The sequence below is a fragment of the Weissella minor genome (assembly GCF_001437425.1).
GTDB lineage: Bacteria > Bacillota > Bacilli > Lactobacillales > Lactobacillaceae > Weissella > Weissella minor.
Genome location: NZ_JQCD01000005.1, coordinates 1 through 13,368, shown reverse-complemented (window position 1 = coordinate 13,368; position 13,368 = coordinate 1). Strand labels below are relative to the sequence as shown.

General features: G+C 39.0%; 12 protein-coding genes. All 12 read left to right on the top strand.

Annotated elements, in window-relative coordinates; genetic code table 11:
• Positions 1-2 precede the first annotated feature (2 nt).
• Entirely contained in the window at positions 3-1,889 is a 1,887-nt protein-coding gene (locus IV67_RS00390; RefSeq protein WP_057786021.1) for a ribonuclease J, read from the top strand.
• Between the two features lie 62 nt (positions 1,890-1,951).
• Positions 1,952-2,866, top strand: coding sequence for a hypothetical protein (locus IV67_RS00385; protein ID WP_057786019.1), 915 nt, complete (start codon positions 1,952-1,954; stop codon positions 2,864-2,866).
• 207 nt (positions 2,867-3,073) lie between these two features.
• Positions 3,074-4,261 (top strand): elongation factor Tu, encoded by a 1,188-nt coding sequence (gene tuf, locus IV67_RS00380; RefSeq protein ID WP_057786017.1) that lies wholly within the window; start codon positions 3,074-3,076, stop codon positions 4,259-4,261.
• A gap of 122 nt (positions 4,262-4,383) precedes the next feature.
• A complete protein-coding gene (locus tag IV67_RS00375; RefSeq protein WP_057786015.1) occupies positions 4,384-4,821 on the top strand; it encodes a nucleoside 2-deoxyribosyltransferase in 438 nt (145 codons plus the stop codon).
• A gap of 122 nt (positions 4,822-4,943) precedes the next feature.
• Positions 4,944-6,233, top strand: coding sequence for a trigger factor (tig, locus tag IV67_RS00370; RefSeq protein WP_057786013.1), 1,290 nt, complete (start codon positions 4,944-4,946; stop codon positions 6,231-6,233).
• Between the two features lie 141 nt (positions 6,234-6,374).
• A complete protein-coding gene (gene clpX / locus IV67_RS00365) occupies positions 6,375-7,628 on the top strand; it encodes an ATP-dependent Clp protease ATP-binding subunit ClpX (RefSeq protein ID WP_057786052.1) in 1,254 nt (417 codons plus the stop codon).
• A gap of 8 nt (positions 7,629-7,636) precedes the next feature.
• Positions 7,637-8,224 (top strand): ribosome biogenesis GTP-binding protein YihA/YsxC, encoded by a 588-nt coding sequence (gene yihA / locus IV67_RS00360; RefSeq protein WP_057786011.1) that lies wholly within the window; start codon positions 7,637-7,639, stop codon positions 8,222-8,224.
• 78 nt (positions 8,225-8,302) lie between these two features.
• Positions 8,303-8,536 carry a cell division protein ZapA gene (locus IV67_RS00355; protein ID WP_057786009.1) on the top strand — a complete coding sequence of 78 codons (234 nt, stop codon included), beginning with the start codon at positions 8,303-8,305 and terminating at the stop codon, positions 8,534-8,536.
• Positions 8,536-9,102, top strand: a complete 567-nt coding sequence (locus IV67_RS00350; RefSeq protein WP_057786006.1) for a CvpA family protein — start codon at positions 8,536-8,538, stop codon at positions 9,100-9,102. Before IV67_RS00355 ends, IV67_RS00350 begins: the two co-directional genes overlap by 1 nt.
• A complete protein-coding gene (locus tag IV67_RS00345; RefSeq protein ID WP_057786005.1) occupies positions 9,095-11,488 on the top strand; it encodes an endonuclease MutS2 in 2,394 nt (797 codons plus the stop codon). Before IV67_RS00350 ends, IV67_RS00345 begins: the two co-directional genes overlap by 8 nt.
• Before the next feature lie 58 nt (positions 11,489-11,546).
• The gene (gene trxA / locus IV67_RS00340) at positions 11,547-11,861 is read left to right on the top strand and encodes a thioredoxin (RefSeq protein WP_057786003.1); all 315 of its coding nucleotides are present in this window, start codon (positions 11,547-11,549) and stop codon (positions 11,859-11,861) included.
• Between the two features lie 132 nt (positions 11,862-11,993).
• Positions 11,994-13,157: an ArgE/DapE family deacylase gene (locus tag IV67_RS00335; protein WP_057786001.1), complete on the top strand. Its 1,164-nt coding sequence runs from the start codon at positions 11,994-11,996 to the stop codon at positions 13,155-13,157.
• Positions 13,158-13,368 lie beyond the last annotated feature (211 nt).

Sequence of the window (13,368 nt, the reverse complement as noted above, 5' to 3'; positions counted from 1 at the left end):
TTATGAGCACGAATATTAGTATTATGCCGTTTGGAGGCGTCCGTGAGAACGGAAAAAATATGTATGCCGTAACGGTAGGCAAAGACATCTATGTTTTGGATGCAGGTTTGAAGTATCCAGAAAGTGATTTGCTTGGCGTTGATGTGGTGATTCCAGATTTTTCATATCTAATTGAGCACAGTGATGATATCGTCGGTGTTTTTTTAACGCACGGGCATGCTGATGCCATTGGCGCATTACCTTATTTATTAAGTGAAGTTCAAGTGCCAGTTTTTGGATCAGAATTGACAATTGAGTTGGCAAAACTTTCAATCGAAGCTGAGCCGTTGTCAGCCGGATTTGATGATTACCATGTGGTTCGTGGTAATACGGAAGTCGTTATGAATGATGTGACAGTTTCATTTTTTGAAACAACACATACAATTCCCGAATCTCTAGGAATCGTTTTGGAAACACCCAATGGACAAATTGTGTACACAGGTGATTTTAAGTTCGATACGACGGCCCTACCTTATTATCGGACTGACTTGGCTCGATTGGCATCAATTGGGAGTAAAAATGTTTTGGCAGTGCTTGGGGATGCTGCAGGGGCAGCCAATACTGGCGATTCGGCACATGAGTCACAAATTGGCGACTACATTCTAGAAACGTTCCGTGCTAATAAGCAAGAACGGATTATTGTGGCTGCCGTTGCCTCAAACATACAGCGTATTCAACAGGTCATTGACGCAGCATATAAGGTTGGACGAAAGATTGTCTTATCGGGCCATGATTTAGAAAAAGTTGTTCGGACAGCTTTACGTCTAAAGAAATTACACTTGCCAGTGCATGAGAATGAAATGTTTGTCTCTTTGAAGAATTTAGACAAATTGGCACCTGAAGAAACGGTTATTTTAGAAACTGGTCGTATGGGTGAGCCGGTGCGTCACTTACAACGCATGGCGCAAGGTGATGACCGTAATATTAAAATCGGTGAAGGTGACTTGGTATTTATTGCGACAACACCAGCAACTGGAATGGAAGGGTATGTTGCACGTACGCGTGACTTATTGTTCCGTTCTGGTGCAAAAGTGCAACAAATTTCAACTGACATCAAGTCGTCGGGACATGCATCTCGTAATGATTTCCAATTATTACTAAATCTATTAAAGCCACAATATGTTCTACCAGTTCAAGGAGAATACCGTGTGCTTAATTCAGCTAAGTCTGCTGCACTTGAAGTGGGATATGATGAGGAACATGTTTTCATTCTTGAAAATGGAGATCGTTTGAATTTGAATGAGGACGGGATGACTCTATCTGGATCAATTCAAGTGAATGATACGATGATTGATGGTTCAGGGGTTGGTGATATTGGTTCAATTGTCTTAAACGATCGACGTATTTTATCTGAAGATGGTGTCTTTATTGCGGTGGTTACAATTGATCGTAAGAAAAAGAAGGTTGTTGCTAAGCCAAAACTAGATTCTCGTGGATTTGTCTATGTGAAGACTTCAAAAGACTTGATGCAAGAGGCAAGTGATTTAGTTGAACAAACGGTTGCTGAAGGCATTAAAAATACCAAAGAATTTGATTGGTCAAATTTGAAAAATTCAGTTCGTGATGCGTTAGGTAAGTTCCTTTATGAACAAACCCGTCGTAAGCCAGTTATTTTGCCGGTCATTATGGAAGCTAATCAAAATGGTCGCCGTCGTAAGCGTGGTGCAAGCAATAACAAAAATAACAAGGCTAAAGAAAATAACAAAGCCCAGAACCAGAACGGTAAAAAGGCAAACAATACGAATAAGCAAAATGAAAATAAGCATACAGCTAAAAACAAACCAAACCGTTCAAAGAACAATCAAGCTGTAAAGAAAAACCAAAACCAAAACCAAAACCAAAACAAATAATGTGTAAGCTTAACTCACTATTGGATTAAATCTGATGGTGGGTTTTTGCTAGAGAAAGGGCGATGACGATGGCGAGTGACTATCAGCAATTACAAGAAGATGCACAAAAAAATATTGCAACTGGCAATATTGAAGCAGCAATTGAGCAATTAGAGCAGGCGTATACACTGGAACAAAGTTTTGAAGTAAACCAGCAGTTGGTTCAATATTACTATGAGCATGAGCAGTTACAAGCAGCTACTGACCTAATTAAAGAGTTTGTTGCTGACTATGTACAAGGGACAGAAAGTCAGCAATCTTTGTATGTAGACGTTTGTGTGCGAGCAAACTATTTTATTGATGCACGCCAATTTGTGGCACAATTGCCTGTTAATAATCAGCTGTCATATGTGGAAACGATTATTGAGGCTGAGAATCGTTACCGTGACGATCAACATACAGCATTAGTAACGAATCAAAAAGCTTTCTTTCATTTGAGCGAAGTCCCAATGGGGCAGCAATCACGCGCCATTTCAAAGGCCAAACAATTACCGTTACAGGAATTCGTTTTTTCGGCTCGCGGCATCTTAGTTGATCCATTTGCCCATCAATTAACGCGTGTGAGTGTACTAGATGAATTGATGAAGTTAGCAGTCGCAGAACCTGTAGACATGCTGACCTTGATTGAGACGAAAATAAACATTAAACCGAGTGACATTAAAGCCTTAGAGCAACAACCAATCGTGATTGAAGTGATGGGCCGTTTAGCAGAATCACCATTAGCTAATGATCCAAGCCAATACCTCGTCTTGGAACAACAATTCCGTTTGTGTTTGATGTTATTAATGCCAAATTTTGACGAAGCAATTGGGGATGTTCAAACTTGGATGGAACAAACTTTGTTAATGTTTGGTTTTGAGTTTCAAACAGATAAAACAGAAACTGAGACACAAAAAATTTGGCGTGAAGGTCTCTCAAATGCGTTGTTAAAATTATAATTTTGTAATAAATCATTATTTTATAAAGTTTTCTAACAAAACATATTTACAAACGAGCGTAGGTTTTATATAATAATTTCAGTTTCCCGCGGGTATCTATGATTTTTTAGATTGTAGTTTTATTCCGCTGTGGAATGTAGTATACTTAAAAGCAAGCAATATTAGTTAGTCGCTTAGACTAGCTTGCAAAATTAGGAGGATAAGCTTTTGGCTAAAGAAGAATACAGTCGTACTAAGCCGCACGTTAATATTGGAACTATTGGTCACGTTGACCACGGTAAGACAACATTAACTGCTGCAATCTCAAAGGTTTTGGCAGACAAGGGATTGGCAAAGCAAGAAGACTTTGCTGCTATTGACGCCGCACCTGAAGAACGTGAACGTGGTATCACGATCAACACTGCTCACATTGAATATGAGACAGAAGCTCGTCACTATGCCCACATCGACGCCCCTGGTCACGCGGACTACGTTAAGAACATGATCACTGGTGCTGCCCAAATGGACGGTGCTATCTTGGTTGTTGCCGCAACTGATGGTCCTATGCCACAAACTCGTGAGCACATCTTGTTGGCTCGTCAAGTTGGTGTTGACTACATCGTTGTGTTCTTGAACAAGACTGACTTGGTTGACGATGAAGAATTGGTTGACTTGGTTGAAATGGAAGTTCGTGAATTGTTGTCAGAATATGATTTCCCTGGTGATGATATTCCTGTTCTTCATGGATCAGCTTTGAAGGCATTGGAAGGTGATGCTGAACAAGTTAAGGTTATCGAAGAATTGATGGACACTGTTGATTCATACATCCCAACACCAGTTCGTGATACTGACAAGCCATTCTTGATGCCTGTCGAAGACGTATTCACAATCACTGGTCGTGGAACTGTTGCTTCAGGTCGTGTTGACCGTGGAACTATCAACTTGAACGATGAAGCTGAAATCGTTGGTTTGAAGGACGAAGCTCGTAAGACAGTTGTTACTGGAATCGAAATGTTCCACAAGTCAATGGACATTGCTGAAGCTGGTGATAACATCGGTGCTTTGCTACGTGGTGTTGACCGTGCAGAAATCGAACGTGGACAAGTTTTGGCTAAGCCTGGTTCAATTCAAACTCACAAGAAGTTCTTGGGTGAAGTTTATGTCTTGACTAAGGAAGAAGGTGGACGTCATACTCCATTCTTCACTAACTACCGTCCACAATTCTACTTCCACACAACAGACGTTACTGGTGTCGTAGAATTGCCTGAAGGTGTTGAAATGGTTATGCCTGGAGACAACGTTACATTTGACGTTGAATTGATTGCTCCAGTTGCCCTTGAAAAGGGATTGAAGTTTACTGTGCGTGAAGGTGGACGTACTGTTGGTGCCGGAACTGTTTCAGAAATCTTGGACTAATAGTGTTTAACCTTTAATGCCAGTTTACTGACCATTAAAGTAAAAAGAGTGATACTACTTTTAGTAGTATCACTCTTTTTTTCATGTATAATGATAGTCAAGAAATAATGTGAGGTAAAAATATGCAAATCTATTTGGCGGCACCATTTTTTAGTGATGAACAAATTGCACGTGTTGAGAAGATTGAAACAGCTTTGGCAAAGAATCCAACGGTTGATGATTTCTATTCACCACGGTTAAATCAAAAGACGGACGCACCTGAATTCTCAGAGGCTTGGGCTAAGGAAGTCTTTAAACGTGATGTGACACAAGTTAAAGCTGCTGATGTGCTTGTAACAGTTGCAGATTATCGAGATAACGATGCTGATTCTGGTACTGCTTTTGAACAAGGTATGGCGTATGCGTTAGGTACACCAGTTGTTATGTTTGAAGAAACAGATTACCAAACGAACTTGATGTTAACGGAATCATTGACGACATTTGTAAACGAAGCTGAAGCATTGGCAACATTGGATTTTAATGAATTACCACAATCAAGTTTTTCAGGGAAGCGTTTGTAAGCAATAGCGGTGTGAGCTTTGTGGAAAAACGTTGAATTTAAGCGTGTTTCTGTTATAATTGTTAGGTATGTAATGATAATTTAAAGTCATGATAGTTAAATATGACAATTGGAGGAACGAAAATGGCAAATGCAGTTTTCACTAAAGGTGATGGTAACAAGGGTACATTGAGCTTTGATGTACCAGTTGATGTATATGAAAAGGGAATTGACCTTGCCTTTCAAGATGTAAAGAAGGATGTTTCAGCACCTGGTTTCCGTAAGGGCCACATGCCAAAGCAAATCTTTATGCAAATGTATGGTGAAGAATCATTGTACAACGAAGGTTTGAACAAGGTTTTGCCAGAAGTATTTGATGCTGCTGTTGCAGAAACAGGTATTCAAATGGTTGGACAACCACAAATTGCTTTGGATTCAATGGAAAAGGGACAACCTTGGAAGATTTCAGCAGAAGTTGAATTGGCACCTGAAATTGAATTGGGTGACTACAAGGGTCTTGAAGTACCAGCTGCAGATGTAACTGTGTCAGACGAAGATGTTGATGCACAATTGAAGCAACAACAAGAAGATCAAGCTGAATTGGTTTTGGTTGAAGAACCAGCCAAGGATGGTGATACTGTTGTGATTGATTTTGATGGATCAGTTGATGGTGTGCACTTTGATGGTGGACAAGCTGATAACTACAGCCTAGAGCTTGGTTCAGGATCATTCATTCCTGGATTCGAAGAACAACTTGTTGGTGCAAAGGCTGACGATAAGGTTGATGTTAACGTTAAGTTCCCAGAAGAATATCAAGCTGAAGACTTAGCTGGTAAGGATGCTTTGTTTGAAGTAACTGTTCATGAAGTTAAGTCAAAGGAAGTTCCTGAACTTGATGATGAATTTGCCAAGGATGTTGACGAAAACGTTGATTCATTGGATGAATTGAAGGCTAAGATCAAGGAAAACTTGACTGAACAAAAGGCTGAAGCTGCACGCGATGCTAAGGAAGATGCTGCTATCAACAAGGCTGTTGATAACGCTTCTGTAATTGGTGGAGATGTTCCAGCATCAATGATTAATGAAGATGTTGAACGTCAAATGAACCAATTCTTTGCTTCAATGCAACAACAAGGAATCACACCTGATTTGTACTTCCAAATCACAAACTCATCTGCTGATGATTTGCGTAAGCAATATGCTGAAGGTGCAGAACGTCGTGTAAAGACAAACCTTGTTTTGGAAGCAATCGTTAAGGCTGAAGACATCAAGCCAAGTGCTGATGAAATTGCTGCTGAAGTTAAGTCTTTGGCTGACCAATACGGTATGGAAGAAGATGCAGTTCGCAACGCATTGTCAGAAGACATGCTTGCCCATGATATCGCAATCAAGTCAGTTGTTGACGAAATTGTTGATTCAGCTGTTGAAAAGTAATTTAAGCTTAAAAAAGCGAACATCAGATGATGTTCGCTTTTCTTATGGGAATAGATACGGAATAACTTAATTTTTTTGGAAAAATCTGTTATAATATTATTTACGATTAAAATTAAAGACTAAAAATAGGAGGTGGAAGTGTTGTTTAATTCTACCGATGATACAAATGGGGTTGCTTACTGTTCTTTTTGTGGTAAGTCATCCAACGAAGTGAAAAAATTAATTGCTGGACCAGGCGTTTATATCTGTAATGAATGTGTGGATTTAGCTGAAGATGTTCTTAAAGAAGATTTGCAAATTGATGCACAAAATCAGCAATTGACACTAAAAGCACCTGCTAAGATTGTGGAAGATTTAAATCAATACGTTATCGGTCAAGATGATTCAAAGAAGACCTTAGCAGTTGCCGTTTACAATCATTATAAGCGTGTAAATGCGATGCTTTCAAATGAAATTGAAGGTACAGATAACGAAGTTGAATTGCAAAAGTCAAATATTGCAATGATTGGACCAACTGGATCTGGAAAGACATATATTGCGCAGAGTTTGGCACGTATCTTAAATGTGCCATTTGCAATTGCTGATGCAACCACTTTGACTGAAGCTGGTTATGTTGGAGAAGATGTTGAAAACATCTTATTGAAGCTTTTGCAATCAGCGGATTACGATGTAGAACGTGCAGAAAAGGGTATTATTTATATCGATGAAATCGATAAGATTGCCAAGAAATCTGAAAATGTGTCAATCACACGTGATGTCTCTGGTGAAGGTGTGCAGCAAGCCTTGCTTAAAATGCTAGAAGGAACAATTGCCAATGTACCACCACAAGGTGGACGTAAGCACCCTAACCAAGAATTTATTCAAATTGATACAACTAACATTTTGTTTATTGTTGGGGGAGCATTCGCAGGCATTGACCAAATTGTGAAAGAACGTGTTGGGGCGAAAGTCGTTGGTTTTGGGACAGATTCAAAAATTGCAAAATTTAACGAAGCTGAAGGCTCAATTATGCAACAAGTCTTACCAGAAGATTTAATGAGTTTTGGATTGATTCCAGAATTTATTGGTCGTCTGCCAATTTTGACAGCTTTAGATGAATTAAGCGAGGATGACTTAGTTCGCATTTTGACAGAGCCTAAAAATGCATTAGTAAAACAGTATCAAGAATTATTGCGTTTGGAAGATGTTGAATTGACGTTTACACCTGAAGCACTTAGCGCAATGGCTCATTTGGCCATTGAGCGTGAAACGGGGGCTCGTGGTTTACGTTCAATCATTGAAGAAACAATGCGAGACATCATGTATGATGTACCTTCACATGATGATATTAAAGAGGTGATTATTGATGCAGATACAGTTAATGATCACGTCGCACCACAGATCATAAAGAAGTAGGTGAAAGAATGGAAGTGCATAATGTTGATTTAACAATTTCAGCCGTTCGACCAGCGCAATATCCGCAAGATGGTTTGCCAGAAATTGCTTTAGTTGGTCGTTCAAATGTGGGAAAATCATCTTTGACGAATACGTTGATTAATCGTAAGGCTTTTGCACGAACATCTTCACAACCAGGAAAGACACAGACGTTGAATTTTTATCGTGTCGAAGACCAAGTTTATTTTGTTGACGTGCCTGGTTATGGTTATGCTAAAGTTTCACGTACAGAACGTGAAAAATGGGGTGAAATGATTGAAACCTATTTATCACAACGGGATGCATTAAAGGGAGTTATTGCTCTAGTAGATGCACGACATGCACCTTCTGAAGATGACATAAACATGTATAACTGGCTTCTTTACTTTGAAATTCCTGTGTTAGTCGTTGCTACAAAAGCAGATAAGATTGCACGTGGAAAATGGAATAAAGCTGAGGCTGTAATCAAACGTGAACTAGATTTTGATCCAACCCTGTCAGATTTCCAGATGTTTTCATCGGAAACAAAAGCAGGTAAAGATGAAGTTTGGTCATGGATTGAAAATCACATGCAGTAAATGTATGAAATTGATGAAGCACCCAAGGCGCCTAAGAAAGTCTTAGGTGCTTTTATTTTAAAAAGAGAGTGAAAAATCATGGCAAATAAAAAACGATTTAAAGGAAATATTGGTAATCAAGAAGTTGTGATTACCAGTACAAAAGATGATGCGCAGATGGAGGCAGTTTTTGAAATTGCAAATCAACAACTTGCCCATCTAACAGAAGCTAATCCAAGCTTATCGGTTGAAAATCAATTAGTTTTACTAGCGGTGAATGCAATTTCTGATCAATTAGATATGCAAGCGAAGCTAGATACAGGGAATAAATAATGAATTTCTTGACAATCATTGTAATCGTGGCTTTAATATTGGCGTTTTATCGCGGGCAAACGTATGGACTTGCACGCAGTTTTATTCGCCTTGGTGGACGATTCTTGGTATTTATTATTGCGTTAACATATAGCCATCCTGTTGGTAGTTGGCTATATGAGAATTTAATCTCCAATATGAATATTAGTTGGTTATCAAATCCAAATACTTCCGAGATGATTGGCAACCGTGTGCAATTTTTGTCTTCAGGAATTGCTTTTGGATTAATTACTATGATTGGTTTTATGGTTGTTCGACGTATTGAGCGGATGGTGCGCTTTATTAATCGCATCCCGTTTTTGGGTACATTAAATCGAATCGGTGGTGGCTTAGTCTATTTAGTTTTGATCTACCTTGAATTGTTTTTCTTGTTTACTTTTACAAAAGAATTACCGATTGTGTGGTATCAAAATCAAATTGCCAATTCAAACTTAATTCAATGGATGATTAACGAAACCCCATATCTGTCATCCGAGTTGTATAACTTATGGATTTCACAAACGAATGGAGGTGGTATCAATGAATAAAAAGATTTTAGATACCCTTGAATATGGTGCCGTTAAGGCCCAATTAAAACCTTATTTAGCGACCGAGGTGGGAGCCAAAGAGCTAGATAAGTTGATGCCGACTGCGGATGCTTCATTGATGAAGCGCTGGTTGGCAGAAACCGCTGACGCTGCGAAAGTTTTGCGCTGGGAAGGTGGTCTGACCATTCCAAAGCTAGCAGATGTTTCCGAACATATGAAGCGTGTAAACATTGATGCTGCGTTGAGTGGAACTGAATTGGCTCAAGTTGGACGTGTACTCTTTACAACTGGTCAAATTCGCTTGTTTTTTGAGAATTTAGTGACAGATCGAGAAGACCCAATGCTGGCATTGCGCCCTTACTATGAACAGTTGGTAACGATGCCGGATGTCACTAAGAAAATCAATGTGTCAATTGATGGTGATGGTCGTGTTACTGATGAAGCATCTCCTGAATTACATCGCACACGTCAAAGTATTTCATCGACTGAAAATGCAATTAGGCAAAAAATGCAGGATTATACCCGTGGTAAGTCAGCACAATATTTATCTGATGCCATTGTAACGATGCGAAATGATCGATACGTGATTCCAGTTAAAGCTGAATATCGAAGTAAATTTGGTGGTGTTGTGCATGACCAATCACAAACTGGACAAACTCTTTATGTTGAACCGGCTGACGTTGTGGATATGAATAATCGTTTACGTGAATTGATTATTCGTGAGCGACACCAAGAAGCGCAGATTTTAGAAGATTTGTCTGCAATGCTCAAACCTGTCGCAAGTGATGTTCAAAATAATGCGGATGTATTAGGCCATCTTGATTTTGTTAATGCGAAGGCTCGGTATGCGGTTGCCCTTCGAGCTACTGAGCCAGAGGTTAGCGATAATAAGCATGTTCGCTTATTGCAGGCCCGCCATCCATTACTTGATCAAACGAAAGCAGTTGCCAATGACATTATTATTGGTGAAGATTATCAGGCGATTATCATTACGGGACCTAACACTGGTGGTAAGACAATTACCCTAAAGACATTAGGTTTACTACAATTGATGGCGCAATCAGGGATGTTTTTGCCAACAAATGAGCACACGACCGTTGGTATTTTCAAAGAAATATTTGCTGATATTGGGGATGAGCAGTCGATTGAACAGTCACTCTCAACATTTAGTTCGCATATGGTAAATATTGTTGATATTTTGGATGACATTGATCAAGATTCATTGGTGCTATTTGATGAATTGGGTGCTGGAACAGATCCTCAAGAAGGAGCAGCTCTTGCGATGGCTATTTTGGATGCCGTTGGTGAAACAGGTGCATTCTCTGTAGCAACCACACATTATCCAGAATTAAAGGTTTACGGTTTTAATCGAACAGACACAATTAATGCTTCGATGGAATTTGATATTGACACGCTAAAGCCAACATATCGTTTCTTGCTGGGAATTCCTGGACGTTCAAATGCGTTAGAAATTTCTAAGCGTCTTGGATTGCGTACTGATATTGTTGATAATGCAGAAGGCATGGCAAATGAAGATTCGCAAGAATTAAATGATATGATTGCTGATTTGGTTGAACGTCGTAATGCCGTTCTAGATCAACAAGTCCAATTATCAAATCAAATTCTTGAGAACCGTAAGTTGAAGAATGAATATGATCAAAAGTTGGATAAATTAGAAACTGAGCAAGCAAGGACAATCGAACAGGCTAAGAACGAGGCCAATCATATTGTGGCGGACTCTAAAAAGAAAGCTGATCGCATCATTGCTGATTTGCGAAAAATGCAACGAGATGGTGTTCAAGTTAAAGAAAATAAGTTAATGGATGCTAAAGGTGAGCTGAATGCGATGGAGCAAAAGCCTTCTGCTGCCAATAATCGCATTCTAAAGAAGGCGAAGCAAGCTAAGCATGAAACAATTGAACCTGGCGATACTGTATTGGTTAATGAATATGGACAACAGGGAAATGTGTTACGCAAGTTGAAAAATAATCAATATGAAGTTCAAATGGGTATTTTGAAAATGGTATTGTCTGCTGATGAAGTAACTTTGCAGGATGCACCAGCAAATGTAACAAATACACAAAATAAGCAAAAAGTGACTAAAAAGCGTAAAGAAAATGTTTCAACGAATCAGGCACAAAATCGCATGCACGCTTCGGCTAAACTTGATTTGCGTGGTAAGCGTTATGATGCTGCAATGGGTGAGTTAGATCGCTTTATTGACCAAGCCATGCTAAATAATTTGCCTTCAGTTGAAATTATTCATGGAAAAGGAACCGGTGCAATTCGTAAAGGGGTTCAAGAATACTTACGTTCACATCGTGGTGTAAAGTCATTTAATTACACTGGTCCGGATCAAGGCGCAACTTACGCAGAGTTCAATTAACATGTTATCAAAAATGTGGTATACTTATTTTTAGTAAATAGAATAACGAGGTGATAAAATGGCAGTTGTAGATATTACTGATACAGATTTTGGTGCTAAAACTGATGAAGGCGTTGCTTTGATTGACTTCTGGGCAACTTGGTGTGGTCCATGTAAGATGCAATCACCAATTATTGAACAAGTAGCCGAATCTCGTTCAGATGTTGATTTTTATAAGATGGACGTTGATGAGAATCCGGCAACCGCACAATCAATCGGAATTTTAGCAATCCCAACATTGTTAGTGAAGAAGAATGGTGAAGTTGTTGATCGTATTACAGGTTATACACCAGCTGATGAATTAAATAAAATTTTAGATCAATATACTGATTAATTAAAAAAGCAGGTTCTGAACATGAACCTGCTTTTTTATATTTTTTCAAGCGTGAAAACGCTATTTAAACCACAACGATTGGTGCTATAATAATAATAATAAATTAATAAGTTCAGTATTGGAGGTATGAACATGCAAGCAGAGGATAAAGTTAAAATTTTGTCTGATTTAGTCAGCTTTGATAGTCGTAACGGGGGGGAACGCCCTGTGGCTGAATACTTGAAAAAAGTATTTGATGAACATGGAATTACTTCGACGGTATTGCCTTTGTCAGTAAACGGGGATGACCGTGCTAATTTGGTTGCGGAAATTGGTTCAGGAAAGCCAGTCATTGGTTTTACTGGTCACATGGATATTGTTGATTATAATGCAGCTGATTGGGATACAGATCCACTAAAGTTAACTGAAAAAGATGGAAACTTGTATGGCCGTGGTGCGTCAGATATGAAGAGCGGTCTGGCAGCAATGGTCTTAGCAATGCTTGAACTTAAAGAACATGAGAGTGAATTGAACGGAACAATTCGCCTATTGGCAACAGCTGGTGAAGAAGTTGGTATGAATGGTTCTGAAGAGCTTGAAGCACAAGGTTACATGGAAGATGTTTCTGCTTTAGTTGTTGGTGAACCCACTGGTTACCGCGCAGCTTATGCAAGCAAAGGGGAACTTAATGTTACTCTTAAGTCACAAGGAAAAGCAGCACATAGTTCAATGCCACAATTTGGTATCAATGCTGTACAACAATTGATTGATGTTTGGAATAAGATTTATGCTAGTCTTGAAGACTCACTACCATTGAGTATTGATGAAGACTTGGGGCAAACGTTATTTAACTTGGATGTTATTCAAGGTGGAACGCAACCTAATGTCATTCCAGAAAATGCCGAGGCCGAAATCAATATTCGTACAACGCCTGAATTTGCCAACGATAAGTTGGAAGCCGTTATTGCTAAAGATATTGAGTTGTTTAATGAGAGTGCGCAAGGCGAAATCACTTCTGAAGTCACGATGGATATTGTACCCGTTAAAGGTGATAAGGATTCTGTTTTGATTCAATCAATTAAGACTTTAGCTGAAGAACACGGTGTTACTGATTTGCCAATTGTTGCTATGCCTGGTGGTTGTGATGCTTCACGCTTACTTTTGCATAAAGAAATTGGATTCCCAGTGGCAGTGTTTGGACCTGGCGTTCCTAAGATGGCCCATCAAGCAAATGAATATTGTACTGAACAAGTTTATTTTGACTTTATCGATATCTATCCAAAGTTAATGGTTAAGATGTTAGATGCGATGAAATAGGCTAATCATGCTCAAGAGAGACAGTTTTTACTGTCTCTCTTTTTTTATTGAAATGTTTTTTTCAAAAAAATCATTTTTATTGTTGACTTTCGTATGAGGAGTCTGTATTATTAATCAAGTTGAGTCGTTGGTAACAACCGCTTGGCAACAAATATGTAGATCATTGAAAACTGAATATCGTTTCGATATAAACAAATGTGTAGGGTCACCA